This window comes from Ekhidna sp. ABH4_415 (assembly GCF_056161305.1).
Genome location: NZ_JBSWYW010000004.1, coordinates 272,270 through 292,853 on the forward strand (window position 1 = coordinate 272,270; position 20,584 = coordinate 292,853).

20 protein-coding genes and 1 pseudogene are annotated in these 20,584 nt (G+C 41.0%); 14 read left to right on the top strand and 7 right to left on the bottom strand.

The genetic code is table 11. The features are described 5' to 3' along the window. The first annotated feature begins 14 nt into the window (after positions 1 to 14). Positions 15 to 1,433, top strand: a complete 1,419-nt coding sequence (locus ACXAH9_RS08540; protein WP_474894444.1) for a Na+/H+ antiporter NhaC family protein — start codon at positions 15 to 17, stop codon at positions 1,431 to 1,433. An 8-nt stretch (positions 1,434 to 1,441) separates the two neighbouring features. Here ACXAH9_RS08540 and ACXAH9_RS08545 read toward each other — a convergent pair whose 3' ends face one another. From ACXAH9_RS08545 to ACXAH9_RS08555, 3 genes are read right to left on the bottom strand one after another with little or no spacing between them, the layout of a single operon-like run. Then, complete coding sequence (locus ACXAH9_RS08545; protein WP_474894445.1) at positions 1,442 to 2,032, bottom strand: tetratricopeptide repeat protein; 591 nt, start codon at positions 2,030 to 2,032, stop codon at positions 1,442 to 1,444. A 33-nt stretch (positions 2,033 to 2,065) separates the two neighbouring features. Then, the gene (locus ACXAH9_RS08550; RefSeq protein WP_474894446.1) at positions 2,066 to 2,854 is read right to left on the bottom strand and encodes a DUF3108 domain-containing protein; all 789 of its coding nucleotides are present in this window, start codon (positions 2,852 to 2,854) and stop codon (positions 2,066 to 2,068) included. Between the two features lie 49 nt (positions 2,855 to 2,903). Continuing rightward, positions 2,904 to 3,716, bottom strand: a complete 813-nt coding sequence (locus tag ACXAH9_RS08555) for a 2,3,4,5-tetrahydropyridine-2,6-dicarboxylate N-succinyltransferase (RefSeq protein ID WP_474894447.1) — start codon at positions 3,714 to 3,716, stop codon at positions 2,904 to 2,906. Positions 3,717 to 3,740: 24 nt separating this feature from the next. Between ACXAH9_RS08555 and ACXAH9_RS08560 the strand changes: the two genes are divergently transcribed. From ACXAH9_RS08560 to ACXAH9_RS08595, 8 genes and pseudogenes are all read left to right on the top strand, one after another. Then, complete coding sequence (locus tag ACXAH9_RS08560) at positions 3,741 to 4,844, top strand: glycosyltransferase (RefSeq protein WP_474894448.1); 1,104 nt, start codon at positions 3,741 to 3,743, stop codon at positions 4,842 to 4,844. Between the two features lie 91 nt (positions 4,845 to 4,935). Continuing rightward, positions 4,936 to 5,613: a metal-dependent transcriptional regulator gene (locus tag ACXAH9_RS08565; RefSeq protein ID WP_349567275.1), complete on the top strand. Its 678-nt coding sequence runs from the start codon at positions 4,936 to 4,938 to the stop codon at positions 5,611 to 5,613. After that, a complete protein-coding gene (locus tag ACXAH9_RS08570) occupies positions 5,610 to 6,524 on the top strand; it encodes a metal ABC transporter solute-binding protein, Zn/Mn family (RefSeq protein ID WP_474894449.1) in 915 nt (304 codons plus the stop codon). Before ACXAH9_RS08565 ends, ACXAH9_RS08570 begins: the two co-directional genes overlap by 4 nt. Further along, on the top strand, positions 6,521 to 7,312 hold the full coding sequence (locus ACXAH9_RS08575; RefSeq protein WP_474894450.1) for a metal ABC transporter ATP-binding protein: 792 nt from the start codon (positions 6,521 to 6,523) through the stop codon (positions 7,310 to 7,312). Before ACXAH9_RS08570 ends, ACXAH9_RS08575 begins: the two co-directional genes overlap by 4 nt. Continuing rightward, positions 7,312 to 8,604 (top strand): metal ABC transporter permease, encoded by a 1,293-nt coding sequence (locus tag ACXAH9_RS08580; RefSeq protein ID WP_474894451.1) that lies wholly within the window; start codon positions 7,312 to 7,314, stop codon positions 8,602 to 8,604. Before ACXAH9_RS08575 ends, ACXAH9_RS08580 begins: the two co-directional genes overlap by 1 nt. A gap of 23 nt (positions 8,605 to 8,627) precedes the next feature. Further along, positions 8,628 to 8,956: pseudogene (locus ACXAH9_RS08585) on the top strand (four helix bundle protein). A gap of 43 nt (positions 8,957 to 8,999) precedes the next feature. Continuing rightward, positions 9,000 to 9,839, top strand: a complete 840-nt coding sequence (locus ACXAH9_RS08590) for a metal ABC transporter permease (protein WP_474894452.1) — start codon at positions 9,000 to 9,002, stop codon at positions 9,837 to 9,839. After that, on the top strand, positions 9,836 to 10,207 hold the full coding sequence (locus tag ACXAH9_RS08595; protein ID WP_474894453.1) for a hypothetical protein: 372 nt from the start codon (positions 9,836 to 9,838) through the stop codon (positions 10,205 to 10,207). The genes ACXAH9_RS08590 and ACXAH9_RS08595 overlap by 4 nt, the downstream gene beginning before the upstream one ends. Here ACXAH9_RS08595 and ACXAH9_RS08600 read toward each other — a convergent pair. Then, entirely contained in the window at positions 10,201 to 10,731 is a 531-nt protein-coding gene (locus ACXAH9_RS08600; protein ID WP_474894454.1) for an adenine phosphoribosyltransferase, read from the bottom strand. The two genes, ACXAH9_RS08595 and ACXAH9_RS08600, sit on opposite strands and share 7 nt — an antisense overlap. A 73-nt stretch (positions 10,732 to 10,804) precedes the next feature. Between ACXAH9_RS08600 and ACXAH9_RS08605 the strand changes: the two genes are divergently transcribed. From ACXAH9_RS08605 to ACXAH9_RS08615, 3 genes are all read left to right on the top strand, one after another. Continuing rightward, complete coding sequence (locus tag ACXAH9_RS08605; protein WP_474894455.1) at positions 10,805 to 11,188, top strand: hypothetical protein; 384 nt, start codon at positions 10,805 to 10,807, stop codon at positions 11,186 to 11,188. 48 nt (positions 11,189 to 11,236) lie between these two features. Further along, a complete protein-coding gene (locus ACXAH9_RS08610; protein ID WP_474894456.1) occupies positions 11,237 to 12,886 on the top strand; it encodes a hypothetical protein in 1,650 nt (549 codons plus the stop codon). Positions 12,887 to 12,981: 95 nt separating this feature from the next. After that, entirely contained in the window at positions 12,982 to 14,214 is a 1,233-nt protein-coding gene (locus tag ACXAH9_RS08615) for a pyridoxal phosphate-dependent decarboxylase family protein (protein WP_474894457.1), read from the top strand. A gap of 1 nt (position 14,215) precedes the next feature. Here ACXAH9_RS08615 and ACXAH9_RS08620 read toward each other — a convergent pair whose 3' ends face one another. After that, on the bottom strand, positions 14,216 to 15,454 hold the full coding sequence (locus ACXAH9_RS08620; protein ID WP_474894458.1) for an ABC transporter permease: 1,239 nt from the start codon (positions 15,452 to 15,454) through the stop codon (positions 14,216 to 14,218). A 60-nt stretch (positions 15,455 to 15,514) separates the two neighbouring features. On the opposite strand from ACXAH9_RS08620, the gene ACXAH9_RS08625 reads away from it, so the two are divergent. After that, entirely contained in the window at positions 15,515 to 16,771 is a 1,257-nt protein-coding gene (locus ACXAH9_RS08625; RefSeq protein ID WP_474894459.1) for an asparagine synthetase B, read from the top strand. A gap of 105 nt (positions 16,772 to 16,876) precedes the next feature. Here the strand turns inward: ACXAH9_RS08625 and ACXAH9_RS08630 are convergent, their stop codons facing one another. Both ACXAH9_RS08630 and ACXAH9_RS08635 read right to left on the bottom strand, forming a co-directional pair. Beyond that, complete coding sequence (locus ACXAH9_RS08630) at positions 16,877 to 17,476, bottom strand: MiaE family protein (protein ID WP_474894460.1); 600 nt, start codon at positions 17,474 to 17,476, stop codon at positions 16,877 to 16,879. Beyond that, complete coding sequence (locus ACXAH9_RS08635) at positions 17,476 to 19,377, bottom strand: putative porin (RefSeq protein WP_474894461.1); 1,902 nt, start codon at positions 19,375 to 19,377, stop codon at positions 17,476 to 17,478. Before ACXAH9_RS08635 ends, ACXAH9_RS08630 begins: the two co-directional genes overlap by 1 nt. Before the next feature lie 105 nt (positions 19,378 to 19,482). Here ACXAH9_RS08635 and ACXAH9_RS08640 point away from each other — a divergent pair, with 105 nt between their 5' ends. Next, positions 19,483 to 20,577, top strand: coding sequence for a Nif3-like dinuclear metal center hexameric protein (locus tag ACXAH9_RS08640; protein WP_474894462.1), 1,095 nt, complete (start codon positions 19,483 to 19,485; stop codon positions 20,575 to 20,577). Positions 20,578 to 20,584: the final 7 nt, after the last annotated feature.

The window sequence follows — 20,584 nt, forward strand, 5'->3', positions numbered from 1 at the left end:
AAAGAAATCACGGAATGACAGATTACGGATTTTGGTCGCTGGTACCACCCCTACTCGCAATTGGACTTGCTATAAAAACAAAACAGGTTGTATTCTCTCTTTCACTAGGGATATTCATAGGTTACCTGATCATCCAGGGAGGTGATATTTTTGAGGGTTTTCTATCCACTATCACCGCTTTTGTAGATGTTTTCCAAAGCAAGGGAAATACACGAACGATTATTCTTACGCTCATCATTGGTGCATTAATACAATTAATCAAGTTCTCAGGTGGCATCAATGGGTTTATCAACTGGGTACAAAAACGATTATCTGGAAAGAAGAATTTCAAGGGTAAAATACAGGCCACCTCTGCACTCACCGGGTTTCTGATATTCGTAGAGTCAAACATTTCCATCCTAACAGTTGGAACGATTTTCAGGCCTTTATTCGATAAGCACAAAATTCCACGAGAAAAGCTGGCTTATCTGGCAGATTCCAGTTCCGCTCCATCTTGTGTCCTTTTTCCGCTTAATGCGTGGGGAGCGTACGTAATGGGACTGCTTGTTGCATTTCCTAATGTGGATCCTTTCACAACACTGATTTACTCCATCCCTTTTAACTTCTATGCCATCCTCACCTTAGCATTTGTGTTTTGGTTATCGCTATCAGGGAAAGAATTCGGAGAAATGAAAAAAGTAGCTGAACAGCAACCTAAAGAAGAAACAAATGAAACTGATCTTACAGCGGGTAAAACATCTTCTCCCCTAAACATGGTTATACCGATTGCAGCAATGGTGCTTACTATGCCACTTTTCTTAATCTATGGAGGCTGGGATCCGTCAGTCACAGGTGGGCTTACAGATAAAATATGGCATAGCATTGGTAATGGATCTGGTTCTGAAGCAGTGCTTAACGCCTGTTTCACAGGTTTTTTGACTGCTGCATTCATGTATGCTTTCCAAAAGATGCTTACTATAAAAACATTTATTGATCAGTCATTTAAGGGAATGAGCGACATGCTGGTGATGGCCATACTCATGGTGTTGGCTTTTGCCATCGGCAATCTATGTAATGAGCTTGGCACGGGTATTTACGTTTCCAGAGTGACATCTTCCTGGTTGATACCGGAGGTAGCACCAGCATTGATTTTTATTATAAGCAGTTTTATCGCATTTGCTACAGGGACCTCCTGGGGTACATTTGCGATTATGATTTCCATTGGGGTTCCACTCAGTTTTGCAGTGGATGCAAACCTTTATTTGGTAATTGCCGCAGTGCTAGGTGGTGGTGTCTTTGGAGATCATTGCTCACCCATATCAGACACTACACTTATTGCCTCTGTAGCATCAGGGTGTGACCACATCGATCATGTACGTACGCAATTGCCATACGCACTGTTTACCGGCGGATTAGCAGTGATTTGCTATCTGATCACCGGCTTTATTGTATAACAAACTGATTATTTGCAATAGTCTTTGATTGCCTTATCAGCTTCGGGCACATCCAATGATTTGGCAAATCTAAAATCCTCACATGCAGAGCGAAATTGTTCCTTACCAACTTTTACTGCGCCCCTATAGAGATATGCTTCTCCAAAATTACGATTGATAGCAATGGCATTATTGTATGATTCCATTGCCTGATCAAAGTAACCCAGCTGATGTTCAGCTCTTCCAGCCAAAAAATGAGCCTGAGCCATATTTTCGTTCAAGTCAATTGCAGCACCAGAATAGACCAATACTTTGCTGTACTCTTTCGTGTTGTATGAAATTTTAGCAAGGCTCAAATAAGCATTGATATTCTTAGGGTCCAGATCAATGATCGCTTCAAAGTCCTTGATCGCTTCGTCTGTTTTTCCAACTTCTTCGTAAGATCTTCCCCTGTTATAAAGGCTTTTTACATGATCCGGATGAGTCGCCAGGTATGAGGTGTACGCTTCAATTGCTTGTGCATATTCTCCCTCATCAAAATAATCATCACCACTGACAGAGTCTTGGGTATTACAAGCTACTGCTAACAAAAGGAAAAGCGTATAAACTATGTTTTTCATCATCATCGTATAAAGTCGGCAAAAGTAGACCGATTAATCAAAATCAATGCCGCTTTTTACGTTTTTATATCCGGTAAGTTCACAATATGCCGTTCCAAACTTCATATTGGCCGAAACTTTTAGGGGTAAACGGTTGCCATCAGCTGATACCCAGAATTTAACCGCATCTTTTCCTACAAAAACGCTATTCTTTTCCATGATTGGAACAACCTTGTGACAATAGATATCCCCTACTTTGGTGTCTACCATCTCAATGCCATGGTAGATCATTTCAAAATCATAGAATTTCTTATCAAAGAAAGCATCCATACGCACGGTATCCCCCTTCTTCAACTTTCTGTAATCAATACTTCTGGCATACATCAACCCTCCCATCATATCAAAAACATTGCCTTCTTCAATATCAAAATAGCGTGTTGGTCTGGGTTGTTTATCATTCTTGGATGACTGTTCAAACCTGATTTTCATGGAATCATAATTGAAAAATACTTCTTCCTGAAGGTCATAATCTCCTTCTGAAAGATCTCTGTAGGAATAATAAGGCAGAAACGAATTCTTATCTATGATTGCTCCCCATTTATCATCCACTTTAGAGAAAACCCCAGCCAGGCCGGCCGTTCGGCCCTCCACATCAATTTTCAAACATTCTGTTCCATCGCGGACGACATATTCATCCGATACTTTGAAAGTTCCTCTTCCAATAGTGAACCATCCATATGAAAGTTTGAATTTTAAAACCTCTCCTTTGCTGACAGGTTTGTTTTCCATGATTGGCTGAGCCTGACTATAGGCCCCCAACAATAATAAGAGTGCTAGTTTCATGACTTTTAACGTTGGTACACTTTCCATCGCTACAACATGAATGCCATGATTAAACAGAAACGTTATTTTCTCTTAATGCTTCGTTCAATGAGGTCTTTTTATCGGTGCTTTCTTTTCTTTGCCCGATGATCAGTGCACATGGGACCTGAAACTCTCCGGCAGGGAACTTTTTAGGTATTGTACCAGGAATAACTACCGATCTTGGAGGAACATATCCTTTATATTCCTTCGGTTCTGATCCGGTCACATCAATGATTTTAGAACTGGCAGTTAGAACAACATTTGCACCAAGTACCGCCTCCTTACCAATTCGAACTCCTTCTACCACGATACATCTTGATCCAATAAATGCATTATCCTCTATTATTACCGGAGCAGCCTGTACTGGTTCCAATACACCCCCAATACCAACACCCCCACTTAAATGGACATTTTTTCCAATTTGAGCACAGCTCCCCACAGTAGCCCAGGTATCCACCATTGTTCCTTCATCTACATACGCACCGATATTTACATAGCTGGGCATCAATACTGTATTCTTTTGTATGAATGCACCATATCGTGCGATTGCGTGAGGCACCACACGTACTCCCAGCTGATCATATCCTGATTTAAGCTTAATCTTGTCATGAAACTGGAAAGGACCGACTTCAATGAGCTGCATCTTCATCAGAGGGAAATATAAAATCACGGATTTTTTTAGCCACTCATTTACTACCCAATCATCACCTGATGGCTCAGCGATTCGTCTTTTTCCATTATCAAGCTCCTCGATGACTGTCTTAATCGCCACAGATACATCCTTCTTGTTAACAAGGGATCGATCTTGCCATGCCGCCTCTATGAGGTTTTTTAATTCCATCTAATAATCAATATTTACAGTGAAATGAAGAAAAAGATTGTGATTGCTTCGGTCCTCAAACCCATCGATGATGTGCGCGCTTACTGGAAGCTTTCTCAATCAATAGCGAAAACAAATAAATATGAAGTTAATATCATAGGAAATGTCTCGAAAAAAGAACCATGTTATGAGAACATAAAATTTAATCCTCATTCAATTCGCAGGAGTCAATGGATAAAAAGATGGTTCCTTCGACTGAAAATCATGTTCAAAATTCTGAGAATCAAACCAGATATTCTCATCATTACCACACATGAATTGATCACCGTCTCTTTCATCTCAAAACTCCTTATCAGCTGTAAAGTTGTTTACGACGTACAGGAAAATTATTACCTGAACTTTATCGGCATTAACCCGAATACACTTAAAAAAATTTATGCAAACCTAGTTCGATTCAAAGAGAAGTTAAGCAGATCTTTTATCTCAGAATATTGGCTTGCTGAGAAGTGCTACAGCAAGCAACTTTCATTCGTAAGAAGTAAAAACGAGGTGATTGAAAACAAAGCATTTGAAGTCGCAATCAAGCGAAATGAAAACAAGGAAATTCAGGTACTTTATTCGGGTACCATTTCCCACTATGGAGGGATAGATAGAGCGATTAATTTTTACAAAGAATTGCTGAAAACTGAACCAAATTCTACTCTTAAAATCATTGGTCAGGTGCATAATCAGAAGTTAAAAGAGATGCTAGAAAATGAAGCAAAAAAGTTGCCGAATCTGATCATTCATATTTCATATGATCCGATCCCACATCCTAAAATTGTTCAAGCTATTTCGAATGCCTCGATTGGTGTAATAGGATACACAGCAAACAGGATCAACGGTAAAAAAATCCCAACTAAGCTTTACGAATATTCCCGGTATCGGCTTCCATACTTAGTGGAACAAAACACTCCATGGAGTACTATTGGAGAATCCCTTGGCGGTGTAATTCCAGTAGATTTCAATCATATTTCTATGGAAAAAACGCTCAAAAAACTCAGGAATTCTGATAGATTATTCAAAAAGGAATACCCAAAGAATGCCACCTGGGAGTATGAATCGTCCAAGATATTAGCATCATTAAATAGATTAACTAATAATAATTAACTATTCTGATATACAGCTAATTATAATATTAATAAATAATAATTCTAAATATTTTTTTAGATTAATCTAAAAATAAATTAACTTTGAAGTCATGATTTCAGAGCTGAGTTTTACAGAGGAGAATTACTTGAAGGCTATTTATCATCTTTCTGCCGAAGGAAAAGAAAACGTGAATACCAATTCACTGGCAGAGAGCATGAGTACCACACCCGCTTCAGCCAATGACATGGTCAAGCGATTGGCTCAAAAAAATCTGATTGGGTATCAAAAATATAAAGGAGCTACTCTCCTATCCAAAGGGAAAAAAGTCGCATTAACAATTGTACGAAAGCACAGGTTGTGGGAAGTCTTTTTAGTTGAAAAGTTGGGCTTTAAATGGGACGAAGTTCATGAGATCGCTGAGCAATTGGAACACATCAAATCACCTAGCCTCATCAAACGTTTGGATAAGTTTTTAGGCTACCCAACCATGGACCCTCACGGGGACCCAATTCCTAACGAAGACGGGGTTATGAAGGAGACCGTCCGCGCATCAATTTCTGACGTAAAAGTAGGATCGAATGGAATAGTGGTAGCAGTGAATAACGACGACACCCTCCTACTTCAGCACCTCGATTCAATGGGGATCAAACTGGGGTCCAGAATTCATGTAGCTGATCGAATGGATTTCGATGGCTCAGTTTCAGTTACCATCGACGAAGGTCCGAAGCAATTTATTTCAAAAGCAGTAGCTGAAAACTTAATGATCACCTTAACAGAGAAGAAATGAGACAAATACTTTTTCTAAGCATACTACTCTTCATCATCAGCTGCTCTTCTAAAAAAAATGAATCAGCTGAAAACAGTAAACCTCATGTGGCAGCAACTACGGGTATGCTTTATGATGCTGTGATCAATATCGCTGGGGATAAGGTGACCGCTGAAGCAATTATGGGGCCCGGAGTGGACCCGCATCTGTATAAAGCTACCCAGGGCGATCTGGCAAAATTTAATAAAGCGGACCTGATTGTCTACAATGGTATTTTACTGGAAGGTAAAATGAGTGAAATCCTCAAAAAGCTTGGCAGACAAAAACCGACGGTTGCAGCAGCTGAATCTGTCCCAAAAGAAATGCTGAAATCAGCCATTGGGTACCAAGATGCTTACGATCCACATATCTGGTTCGATGTGAAACGATGGCGATATGCTGTTAAGGCCATTAGTCATGCACTCATCAAACTGGATTCTGCCAACCAGAAATACTATGAGGCAAATACTCAATCCTACTTCTCAAGACTAGACAGTCTGGATGCCTATGTGAGGGAGCAAATCAACGAAATCCCTGAAAGCCAACGTATACTCGTGACTGCACATGATGCATTTGTATACTTCGGAGATGCTTATGGTATTCGCGTTGAAGCGCTACAGGGTATCTCAACAGTTGCAGATTTTGGCCTGAAGGATATCGCTGAAATCATTGACCTAATAATAGAAAATGATATCAAAGCCATTTTCGTGGAAACCAGTGTTTCTGAAAAATCCATCAATGCGGTGGTACAGGGGTGTAAGGAAAAAGGTCATGAAGTGAAGATCGGTGGCTACCTCTACTCTGATGCTATGGGTGAACTTGGTACTGAAGAAGGAACGTACATTGGAATGTTCCGAAGTAATGTAGAAACGATTGTAAACGCTCTGAAATGATACAACAGGTAGAAAACCCGGCATTAGAAATCCATGACTTAACAGTCAGCTACGACAAAAAGCCTGTTTTATGGGGTATTGATCTCTCAGTCCCTCGTGGGTCATTGTGCGGAATCATAGGGCCAAATGGTGCTGGAAAATCGACGCTCATCAAAGCGATAATGGATTTGGTTGATATGAACTCTGGATATGTCAAACTGTTTGATCGGCAGTTGGACGATGTTCGAAAAAAAGTGAGCTACGTCCCCCAGCGAGAGTCAGTAGACTGGGACTTCCCTGCTTCCGTATTGGATGTGGTGCTTATGGGAAGGTATGCCAGCCTGGGGCTTTTTAAAAATCCAAGGAAAGCAGACAGAGATGCGGCTATGAAGGCATTGGAAATGGTGGGAATGGATAAATTCTACAAGCGTCAGATATCACAGCTTTCGGGTGGACAGCAGCAACGGGTATTTCTGGCAAGGGCTTTGACCCAGAACGCAGACATCTACTTTTTGGATGAGCCATTTGCCGGTGTGGATGCTGCCACGGAGAAAGCCATCTTTAAAATTCTGCAAAACCTCTCCAAAGAGGGAAAAACCATTATTGTTGTTCATCACGATTTGCAATCCGTGGAAACGTATTTTGAATGGGTCATTCTGCTAAATCTGCGACTGGTTGCTTCGGGCCCAACTAATGATGTATTCACCCCTCAATTGCTGGAAGAGACCTATGGCGGCAAGCTTACATTGCTTACTGAGGTTGGAGAATTGGTACAAAAAGGCGAATTCAAAGCACGGGAAAAACAATAATGGAGACCTTGATCGAATTCTTTTCTTTCAAATACCCAAACATCAAATACGTGGTGTTTGGCACCATATTGCTTTCCATTAGCTCAGCAGTGGTGGGCTGCTTCACCTTTATCAAAAAGAAATCACTGGTTGGGGATGTCATCTCTCATGCGGTTTTACCGGGGATCTGCGTTTCCTTCCTCGCATCAGGTAGTAAAGATCCTTTTTATCTCATCATAGGTGCATTCGTCTCCGGGTGGATATCCATCCTCGTCATGGATGCAATTACCCAAAACACCAAAATCAAAGAAGATGCAGCCACCGGGCTTTCTCTTTCAGTATTCTTTGGTATCGGCATTTTATTGATGACCTACATTCAACACTCAGGAAATGCATCTCAAAGTGGTCTGGATACCTTTCTTTTCGGAAAGGCCGCAGCTCTTGTTGGAAAGGATTTGATGGCATTCAGTCTGATTGCTGTAATTGTACTGATTACTGTTTTCTTGTTTTATAAAGAATTTAAGCTGATCAGTTTTGACCCTCAGTTTGCGCGCGTTATAGGACTACCCATCAAACGACTCGAAACGATTCTAACCTCTATTACTGTACTGGCGGTGGTTACGGGCATTCAGGCTGTAGGTGTCGTTTTAATGGCAGCCATGCTGATAACGCCAGCTGCCGCAGCTAGATTCTGGACCAACAGGCTATCAAGAATGATCCTTCTGGCCTCCATTTTTGGTGCCTTCTCTGGAATTAGCGGTGCATACATCTCTTACAGTGCACCCTCTATGCCCACAGGCCCATGGATGGTGATGATACTTTCGATAATCGCACTCATTTCTTTCTTTTTTGCGCCAGGAAAAGGAATTGTGATCAGGCAGTGGAGACGATTTTCTATTCAGCGTCAGCTTTTGGAGGAAAACCTTCTAAAAGCCTTTTACCGCATTGGTGAAAACAGCGGTGATCACTTTAGCCATGTAGCTATCGACGACATCCAACTAATTAGAAACTTCTCTCCTGCCCAGCTAGCCAAAGGATTGCGTAAGCTACGAGTAAATGGCTATGTGCAACGTGACAATGGTACCTGGCACCTCACGAATGAGGGATTTGAAAAAGGGAAACGTATTACCAGGCTTCACCGTCTTTGGGAGCTTTATCTGACCAAATATTTGCGCATTGCACCTGATCATGTCCATGAAGATGCAGACACCATCGAACATGTGATTACACCTGAGCTGGAAGCACGACTTGAAAAGCTGCTTGAATATCCAACCTCTGACCCACACTCCTCTGAAATTCCTAGAAACAATTAACAATGATCAATTAATAATTTACGATGGAGTCAAAGAAAGAAAATATAATACTTGATAAATCTTACTCATTCGCTATCGAAATAATTGAGTGTTACAAAACATTAACCTCAGAAGCCAAAGAATTTATTCTTTCTAAACAATTACTGAGAAGTGGCACATCGATTGGTACCAATGTGGAAGAGGCGAATGGTGGATATACAAAAAAGGATTTAAATATAAGATGAGTATTGCATATAAAGAGGCAAGAGAAACTAAATATTGGCTTAGACTATTGATGGATACTAACTACATAGAAGTAAGCAAAGCTGAGTTGCTGTTGGAGGATTGTGAACAAATACTTAAAAAATCATGAAGTCATCTGGGTAACTGTCAATTACTCATTGCCAATTGAATAAATGGATGCATTTTGGATCATATTGACCGGATCGTTAGTGGCAGTAAGTTGTGCCATATTGGGCTCATTCCTTGTCCTCAGAAAAATGTCGATGGTGGGTGATGCAATATCTCATTCAGTGCTACCAGGAATCGTGATTGCTTTTTTTATTGCCGGAAGCATGCAGTCTGTTTGGATGCTGGTAGGCGCTGGTATTCTGGGTGTGTTGACCACATTTCTCATTGAATTCTTCCATCAGAAAGGAAAGCTCCAAACCGATGCTTCCATTGGTGTGACCTTCACGTGGCTTTTTGCACTTGGGGTGATCCTTGTAACCTACTATGCCGGAAACGCACACATTGATCAGGATTGCATTCTCCATGGCGAGATCGCATATGTTCCGATAGATCTGATGTACACCTCTGACGGTGACCCTATCGGACCTAAGGCTGTGATCATACTATCGTTCGTTCTGATCACGATACTTCTCTTCGTGGTATTATTTTATAAAGAGCTTTTCATCACCACGTTTGACACCTCTTTTGCTCAGGCTATTGGCATCTCTACATCAAAGTGGCATTATGCACTCATGGGTTTGGTTTCGCTAACTACTGTGGCATCCTTTGAATCAGTTGGTGCTATCCTGGTGGTGGCGCTGTTGATAGCTCCGGCTGCATCTGCATACCTGATAACAAATAAGCTTAGCATGATGTTATTATTAAGCTCTGCATTTGGTGTTTTGAGCTCATTTTTCGGATACTGGCTCAGCTATTTGCTAGATGGTTCGATCGCAGGTGCCATGGTGACTGTTTCAGGTGTTATTTTCGCCATCTGCTACACAATTGTACGATTAAAGAAATGAATAAATTTTTAAGTCTGCTTATTTTTCTCACGTTATCCTCATGTTACAAAACCCTCAATATCGATGGTTTCGATAAAGAGAAATGGGTGAATGCAGACGAGGATTGTAATACCTATCGATTGGAAATCATTGATCTGATTATTGAAAATCAGGATGTTATCCTGGAAGGCACCCAAAATGAAGTTGAAAGCCTACTTGGTAAAGCCAAGGAGCACGAGCTGTACGATCGCAACCAGAAGTTTTTTCACTATCGTCTTACTCCTCCGGACAATTGTGGAAACTATGAGACCATTGAATTTCTATCCATTCGATTCAATGCAATAGGCCGGGCCAATCTGGTTCAGGTAATGCTGAGAGAACCTCAATAAGATACAATAGAGTGAATGTGGTTCGTGTATTTATCAAGTGGAGCTCTCCCTTTCAAAAACCCTAATTCCACCAGGAACGAGAATCCTGCTACCTCCCCTCCTGCCATCTTCACCAACTCTGCTGCTGCAACAGCTGTTCCTCCCGTAGCTAGCAAATCATCATGAATAAGTGCTCGATGACCTTTAAGAATACCATCTTTATGTATTTCCACCTCAGCAGAGCCGTATTCCAGATCATAGGCAAATGAATGAGTCTCAGCCGGGAGTTTACCTTTTTTCCTGACCGGTACAAATGGGATATTTAGCTTTTGTGCCAACGAATTACCCCAAATAAACCCCCTGGATTCAATCCCCACAATCACGTCCAATTGATGATTCTTCCAGAAATCAGCTAATTCTTCTGTAATCGCTGCACTCAACGCTACATCCTTAAGAAGTGGAGTAATATCCTTAAATACGATACCGGGCTTAGGAAAATCAGGCACATCTCGAATGGAGTCAATAATTCTTTGGCGGAGATTCATACTTTAGAAATAAATAGGTTTTAAAATTGAGGCACAATATTTGAAAACACAACAGCTAAAAAACTCAATGACTATGAGAAATGCATACATAACGCTATTTATTATTTGCCTTGGGTTCTCCACTCAAGCACAAAAGTTGTCAAAAATGGAGGAACTGCTTCAGTCAAAACAGAAGTGGTCGGTGATTGATGTGAAGTCTAAGAGGCCTTATTTTGAAATCGGAGAAACTTTTACCATCAGAATTGACCGGAAGTTTTACCACGACAGAAACAATTACGCTAAACTGGGTGGTGAGTGGACACTGGACGGAAAAAAACTTATCTTGACTTATGACTCTTTTACCGAGGAAAGAAGACGAATCCCCTATGTATATAAAATAAAAAAATGGGGCAAAGACGGTATTCGTCTCACCTACAGAAACAAATACAACAAAAAAGAGAAAGTTTATCTCAAATAATTTCTGCCCCTTTTAGGGGCTTTTTTTATATCTGATGACTACCAAAGTATGAACATACGAGCAGCTATTCTATTTACTTTCTTTTTTGCAGGCTTTGCCTTTTCTGGGTTTACCCAAGATACAGGTGACGACTACTCAGATTATTCTTACCTATGGGAAGATGACGATGATAAAAAGAAAAAAAAGCGCAAAAAGAAGAAGGGATCAAAAAAGACACAAGTTGATACCCTTCAGGTCCCTTCCGATTCACTGCTTCTAGATAGTCTAAATCAGGCTTCTCTTTCGGTAGCAGACACCTTGCGCCCAGACACAACAAACATCGGTGCGGACTCACTTGAAACAGATGAAGCATTGGCTGAAGAACCAAAGCCTAAGCGAGAGCGAGTAGAGCGTCCACCAATTAGTGATTTTAGGGAACCGATGGTACTCCCAAATGAAGACGGAAGCATCAATGGCGGCATGACTTACACGCAAATTGATGGTAAAGATTATGTAGGATTGGTCCTATCACCGGAATTCAAGTTTGGTAAGGTGGGCGTTGGATTAAATGTACCAATCCTCTATGGACTGGACGATAAATCCATCAGAACTGAAATATTTGAGGATGGCGTGGGTGTAGCTCGACTGATAAGGTATGTAAGGTACGGTGTTCAAAAGAGTGATCCAGTGTATGTGAAAGCAGGGGAAATTTCTGGTCTGATGTTGGGGTACGGTGGTTTAATGAACAACTACACTAACACAACCAGCTATGAAAAACGAAAGGTAGGAATACATGCAGATTTCAACTACGACCGATTTATCGGACTGGAATTGATGTATAGTGATCTTAATCCTCAATCACTCAACCTATTTGCAGCACGACCTTATATACGTCCGCTTTCTTCTTTTCCACTTAAGGTTATCAACACACTTGAAGTAGGAACTTCATTTATCATAGATAAAGATCAAACCGATATTATAACGAGTGATTCTACAAGCACTGCCTATGCATTCACAAAGTCTGGAGCTAAGGGCTTTGGTGTGGATATGGGTTTGACACTTTTAAGTAGTCCATTTATTCAAATTGACCTATTTGCTTCATATTCTAAACTTAACATCGCTAGTGATACACTTACACAGTTGGCTAGTGCATTAGGAGAAACGGACTTTAAAACCGGATCTGGTATGTCTGTAGGAATGAATTTTAGAATGCACTTCATTGCTGATGTATTCAGTACCGATATCCGGATCGAACGTTTAAATAACTCTGACCATTATATTCCTCAGTTTTTTAATGCTACTTATGAGATAAACAAAGATGCCCGTATCGCTTCCTTGATCGGTACTGAGGGTAAGAGTGGGATTTATGGTTCCCTGAGAGGACATGTAATGAAGAAGGTATCTCTAGGAGGGAGCTTGATGATCCCGGATGATATCTCAGCAGCGTCTCCGGCATTTGTGGAATTATCTGCAGATATGGAAAGACTTGCGAATAAATTTTCATTCCATGGCAGCTATGTAAAAGGTGATTTGGATGATCTGGGCGATGCGTTTAGCTTCGATGAGCGCTCCCTGGCTAAAATGCGCTTCATTTATCACATGAATAAGTTCCTCGCAACCGGAGTTGATTACTACTGGCTATTTACACCTACTGCAGAAGGAGGTTATGAAGCTACGAAATATGTAATGCCGTATTTTGGAGTAAGTATTGCACTTTAAGTTTTTTAATTAGCCCGACACATGTTGGGCTTTTTTAATATCATTTTTATTTAGTTGCATTAACAACTAAATTTGCGTGACAATACTCATAGATTATGTTTTGGGAGTCATACAGTCATAGTAAGCTTAAAAAAATGGTATTTGATGCATTGGAACAAAACCTGGATTACCGGCACAAACCTGTAATTGGCCTTCCAGCCTCTTATCTGGATACAGAAGTATTCTATCAGGATGCTCCTTTCCTGAAAGATGCTCCATTCCTCTCAGCTATGATCGCTAATCCTAATCATATCGGATGTCATACACTCAATGAATCCGAAACGGCATTCGAAGGCACCCAAAAGATCGAAGCTGAACTTATCGACTTATGTGCCAAAGAGATTTTCAAGGGCGATGACACCCATTACGACGGGTATGTTGCATCAGGTGGAACGGAAGCAAACATCCAGGCCATTTGGATTCTGCAACGCTACTACGAAACGGAATTCAATGCCAATCGCGAAGACATTGCATTGATTTACACTGAAGATGCCCACTACTCCATGCCAAAGGCTGGCTCACTACTAAACCTGGATCGTTATGTACTTCCGGTTGACTCTGAGTCAAGAGAGCTTTCCGAGGATGCAATCAATGTATTGAAACAAGCGAAAGGAGCTGGTAAAAAGCACTTCATTGTGGTGCTCAATATGGGGACCACCATGTTTGGTTCGGTTGACAACATTGACGATGTAACTGCATGGATGGATGAACTGGAACTAAACTACAAAATTCATATTGATGCCGCATTTGGAGGGTTTATTTATCCATTTGCAAATGACAACAGTAAGCTTACCTTTCAAAACCCTAAGATCAATTCCTTTACGCTCGATGGACACAAAATGCTTCAATCTCCGTATGGAACGGGCATTTATATTACCAGGGAGGGATTCATGGAATATGCACTTACTGAAGAGGCAAACTATGTCAAGGGCAAGGACTATACATTAATAGGAAGTAGATCCGGAGCAAATGCCATAGCAGTATGGATGATCATGCGAACGTATGGTTCTGAAGGATGGAAAATGAAGATTCGGAAGTTGTTGGAGAAAACAGAACGATTGTGCGATAACCTAAAAGAAAGAGGAGTCGAATTTTATCGTCACCCTCACATGAACATTGTGACCATTAAGGCAAAATACATTGATCCGAAAGTCGCCAAAGATTTTCTTTTAGTGCCAGATACACATGATGGCAATCCTAACTGGTACAAAATCGTGGTGATGGATCATGTGACACAAGGGCTATTGGATCGATTTCTGATAGAGTTGGGTAATTCCGTTGAGGCCTAAACTACTCAAACCTCAAAGAGTCAATTGGATCCAACTTAGATGCCTTATGAGCAGGAATATAACCTGAAATCAACCCTACTGCAATTCCGATAAGTACGGAAACAAACATCCACAACCAGGGTACTATAAAGTCAGAGTCAAAAAGTACGGTAGAGGTTAGATTGCCGATTCCCATCCCCAGAAGGATACCTCCAATCCCTCCCATCTGGGTAATCACGATTGCCTCAATCAGAAACTGCTGCCGAATCTTTAAAGGTGTGGCCCCAAGTGCCTTCCTAACACCAATCTCTCGTGTTCGTTCTGTGACAGACACCATCATGATATTCATTAAACCAATAGAGGCGCCCAACAGTGTTAAAAATCCAACAACAAAACCACCGACTCTTAAATCTCCGGTAATTGAACCTATTCGTTGAGCTAAAGATTTACTGGCTGAGAGCTCAAACGAATCCTCCTGGCCGGGTCTGTCTTTTCTAATCCTTCGCATCAATCCTCTGGCAATTTCCATCGCATTTTCCATTTCCAATGGGTCTGGTACAGATACTGCGATTTCATAACCAAAGTTTCTTTCCGGCGCGATGATTCTGGCCGTTTGCATGGGAATGATAATGGTTCGATCAATATTTGATGTTCCGCTGGCCCCACCTTGCTCGGCGATGGTTCCAACAATACGAAATTTAGATCCCAGCAAACTAATCTTCTTTCCAATAGGGCTGGTGTTTTCATCAAACAGCTCATCAATCACATCGCTTCCCACTAATGCAACATAGCTCCCGTTTAAGCTTTCATTTGCAGAAAAAGGTCGTCCTTCTGCAACATCATATCCATCAACGGTTAAATAGTTTTCATCACCACCTCTTACAATTTGGTTAGGGTTCGTAACCTTTGATCCATATTTTACCTCAGCCTGTCCAGTTATAACTGTGTAAATGGAAGCCACTCCCGGACCTTCATATTTTTCTTTAAATGTCAGCAGCTGATCGTAGGTAACTTTCGGGTATGATTTTTCTTTTTTCCCATCCGACGAACCTCTTCCTCTCCTCCTATCTTCAATATCAAACGTATTGGCTCCCAAACTGGAGAAACTTTTATCAATTGAATTTTGAATCCCATCTATTGCCGTAAGAATACCTACCAAAGAAGTAATACCTATTGAGATGAGTGCAGCAGTCAGAAATGTTCTTAGCTTGTTTGCTTTAATGGACTTGATGCCCTCTTTTATGTTTTCGCGAATGTTCATGGATTGGCCTTAGTAAAACACACGGTTTTGATTAACGTTGTATATACAAAAGTGATGCATATGAGGGGAATATTGTTACTAATTGTCTTAAATGTAAGCATAGCCAGCCAGGCGGCATATATCCTTATCCCAATGGATGAGACACAAACGAATCACCTGAAGGCTTACGGAATTGCTTACTGGATTCTTACTAAAGAGGTTGAGGTCGATTGGATGCTTAATTATAAAGGCGGGAGTTTCATGGTCAAACACCTCCAGGCCTTTGAAAATGAGTGTATCATCCGAGGTGTTTCCTATCAGGTTATTTCTGATGCCGAGGCAAATGACATTCTGAACATGATCGCCAGTCCTTCTTCCAATATGGATGTAATGAAGCTGGAGAAGTACCCCGAAATTGCCGTTTACTCCCCAAAAAGCAAGCAACCCTGGGATGATGCCGTAACATTGGTGCTTACCTATGCGGAGATTCCTTATGATGTCATATTCGATGATGAGATTATGGGCAATGAGCTTGCCAAATATGACTGGCTGCATCTTCACCATGAAGATTTCACGGGTCAATATGGAAAATTCTATCGGGCATATCATCATTTCCCGTGGTATCAGCAGCAGCAGCGAGAATATGAAGCGTCTGCCAAAAAGCATGGCTTCAGCAAAGTATCCCAACTTAAGCTTGCCACTGTAAAGCGAATCAAAGCATATGTAGCAAGTGGTGGCTTCCTTTTTGCCATGTGCTCGGCAACAGACACTTATGATATTGCTTTAGCTGCCGAGGGATTAGATATCGTAGAAAGCATCTATGACGGTGATCCGGCTGATCCCCGAGCTCAATCCAAACTGGATTATTCTAAAACTATGGCATTTGAAAATTTCATCATCGAGCGTGATCCGATGCGCTATGAATACTCGAACATTGATAATCAGGCCAATGAAAGAGGGCTTGTGGAAAAGAACGATTATTTCACATTATTCGAGTTTTCTGCGAAGTGGGATCCAATTCCCACAATGCTAACTCAAAACCATCAGCAGATTATCCATGGATTCATGGGGCAAACCACCGGCTTTAAAAAACAACTGGTAAAAGGTGATGTGATTGTCATGGGCCAAACCCCGAGCATCAGTGAAGCTAAGTACATTCACGGCGTTTTAGGCAGAGGTTTTTGGACGTTCTATGGCGGACATGATCCGGAAGACTACCAGCATTTTGTAAACGAACCTCCTACTGATTTGAATCTACATCCTACTTCACCTGGTTATCGGTTGATCCTGAATAACATCCTGTTCCCAGCGGCAAAGAAAAAGAAGCAGAAAACTTAGTTTAATTCAAGTACTTTATGGAAATGAATTAGAAGAAAATCATTCCCTAAAACCCACCCCTCCCCCTCCAAGGAGAGGAATTAATGTGTTTTTTTAGTATGCTAATCAATGCATCCGATCTGCACGAGGCTTCAAATCCTTCATGATCTTTGCCTCTTCAGCAAGGAAATATCTCCATCGCGCTTCTACCCTCTCCTCAGGAAGATATTCCTTGGCCAGATCAATGAAGTTGTGATAATGACCAGCCTCCGAAACCATTAGGTCATAGTAGAATCTTTGTAGCTCTTCATCTTCAATATTTTTCCAGAGTAGCTTGAATCGCTCACAGCTTCGAGCTTCAATCAACGCATTCATTAATAGGCGTTCTACCAGTTGCTCATCTCTGGTGCCGCCTTTTTTCATTATTCCACTTAGCCGAGAAACGTACTCGTCTTTTCTAGCTTTGCCCAGCTTAAACCCACGCTTCTTTAAATGCTCAATAACCATCTCAAAGTGTGCCCACTCTTCGGCAACTACAGGTGTTAAAACATCAAGAAGCTTTTCACGCTCCGGAAACATGATAATTAAAGAAATACAAGAAGATGCGGCCTTCTGCTCACAATACGCATGATCCACCAAAATGTCCTCAATATTCTTTTCAGCTATATTAACCCACCGTGGATCGGTTGGTAGCTCCAGTCCTAGTGTGGTTTTGTTTGGTTCCATCAATCAAAAAACATCCATCTAACAATTAAATCAATCACTTTGGGTTGGCCAGGATAATTTGGTGTCACAAAATACCCGTCATCCTGAGGTTGATTAAAGTGTGACCACTTTATGGCAAAGAAAAACTTGTCAACCTTCATATTAATGAAAAGATCAGCTGCTGCATATCCAAATATTTCCTGATCCTCCTGCAGGTAGAATTGCTGGATTTCCGGGGCATAAGCATTTGCAAAGTAGGATGAGCGAGCGTGTGCATCAACACCAAACTCTACTGGTATAAGGTCATTAAACCACTTACCTCTCCAAAAAAATCTTCCATTGAAATACAGGTCTGGGACACGGACAAATGATGATGACCCACCTGAAACATTGGTCGCCAGTATCTCATTTTCGAGGTGCCATCCCTCCTGCTTGTCATTAAAAAACCTCAAATTAAAATCACCGCCGAACGAGGAAATAAGTACGGGATCACTGGCTTGTTGAGGCTCGATACTTTGATCGAAGTAAATAAAGTTGCTGTATGAGGTTAGGCTGACCTTCGGTCTGATTTCGAATGACTTAAAATCCAGATTGATTTGGCCATCCATTTTATTGGTAAATATCTGTTTGAAATCATTATGCCATTCGTGATGATTTCCGAAATAATCAGAATAGATAAACGGCACGGCAAACTTCATCGACTTGTAACTGACATTGATCAGATCACTCGAAATGTTGCCGCCAAATTGATATTCACCTCCTACCAGGTATTCAGCATTGGCTGTTACGGCGAATTTTTCCTTCCAATTGAACCTGGCGTATCCTCCCAGGTATTTTTCCACGGTCTTTACACTCGGATTGTATAGCAAGTACTTAAAATCTACCGCTCTTAGTCTGGCGTAAAAACGGTAGAAAACACTTGAAATATCCCCTTTCCATCCTAATTCATTAGAAAGCGAGGTGAAGACGGATCGCTCGTTGGTAGAATCAGGATCGATCAGGAATTCATCATAGAAATCGTCGTAATAATTATAACCGCCAGGTCCGGTACTGGTCTCATAGTCCTGATAGATATTGGTCTCCTTCCGGTAGTCAAATACATGATATAGTTGAAACTGATCAGCGATTTTCACATCCTGGTACACATGCCACCGGGAGACCTTTACAATACTTTGTGCCTGATCAAGACGCACCAATGCATTATCAAACAGGAAAAAGTCTGTGCGAAGGGAGTCTGATGTTGGGCGCGCACCTCCCTGTTCCACTACTTTGTGACTCATACTTGAGTAGCTGGCCATAGCCTGGTAAGGCATTGTTGAATGCTTATAATGTGTATATCCGGTAAATGAGGTTCCAACTACCTGCCTGTCTGTCTGACTTTCCGGAGCAAGCTGTTTATTTGCCGTGATTTTTCGCATGTCAAAACCCAGGTTCCAGTTTTCATTTACATTTCTGGAAAACCCGATATCTACAAGGTTTCTATTACCCCCACCCAGATACACCTGGAGTTCTATAAAGGGAGATTTAGTATCGTAATATTTGATTTCCTCTGGCTGGAAAGCATACCTACTGTAGGCATTAAATCCTGAAGATCGTCCAATTAGATTTTGTGGAGTATAAAAAATTGGAAACAAAGCAGTTCCAAAATTGCCCAGGTCCTGAAACTTCCTGCCTGATTGGTTGTAAAACGATTTTCTTTCAAACTTATAAATGGAAGTATCCACGGTTTGGTACTTCACCTGGTTATTCAGCACCTGAGCTTCCATAGTGAATGAAGTGGTCTCTGGTCCATAAACCAACTGAGTAGAATCATCTACGATTTGGGCGTGTATTGCCTGATAAAATAAAAACGTTGTAAAGAATAAAAATATTCGCACGGGCAAATTTAATGATTGCTTGTATTGAATGACTGCATTTTCCATGCATTTACAAAAAGCATTCCGAATAAGATTGAAAATCAATAAAAACATCCGAAATAGTGATCGCTTATGATATATTATTGCATTGTTGCAACATCATAAAAACTTATGCAAATCAAAGAAATCATAAGCTACCTCGAATCATGGGCTCCACCCTCACTGCAGGAATCATATGATAATTCCGGTTTGCTGATTGGTGAAAAAGACACAGAGGTTACTGAAGTACTCATAACTCTGGACATCACGGAAGATGTCATTGATGAAGCTATTGATACTAGCGCCAATCTTATCATCGCCCATCACCCTTTCATATTCAAAGGCATTAAACGAATAGGAAATACCCATTGGATCGATCGATGCATTAGGAAAGCCATTAAACATGACATCAGCATATACGCCATCCATACCAATCTGGATAATGTGCATACAGGCGTAAACAAGAAGATTGCTGAAAAGATCGGACTCGAAAACCTCTCCATCCTACAGCCTAAGAATGAGACACTTTCAAAGATCACCGTATTTATTCCTTCTGAAAATAAACAAGAGGTGTTGGACGCCATGTTTGAAGCAGGAGCAGGAAACATTGGAAACTACGACCACTGTAGCTTTCAGGTAGCTGGCACTGGTACATTTAGAGGTAATGAGAACAGTAATCCTACCATTGGTAAACAAGGAGAAGATGAAGAAGTGAACGAAACCAGAGCAGAAGTATTGGTTCCAAACTATAACATGAGTGCTGTATTGGCAGCCATGCATCAGGCTCACCCCTATGAAGAGGTAGCTCATTTCGTCACTCAACTATCCAATACAAATCAGGAAGTTGGGTCAGGGATGATTGGAGAGCTTCCTGAGGCTATGGAATCAGAAGCATTCCTAGCTTATCTGAAAGAACGAATGCAACTCAAAATGATTCGACATACAGACGTAGTAAACCAATCAATTAAAAAAGTAGCGGTTTGTGGTGGATCTGGCAGCTTCCTGCTTGGTGCTGCTCAAAGCAAGAAAGCAGATATTTTCATTACCGGTGATTTTAAATACCATGACTTTTTTGAGGCTAATAAAGAGATCATTATAGCCGATATAGGGCACTATGAAAGTGAAGTGTTCACTAAAGAATTAATACAGGATGCTTTAACTAAAAATTTCACTAAGTTTGCGTTCCGTTTGTCGCAGGTAGACACGAATCCAATCAAATATCTATAGAAAACTG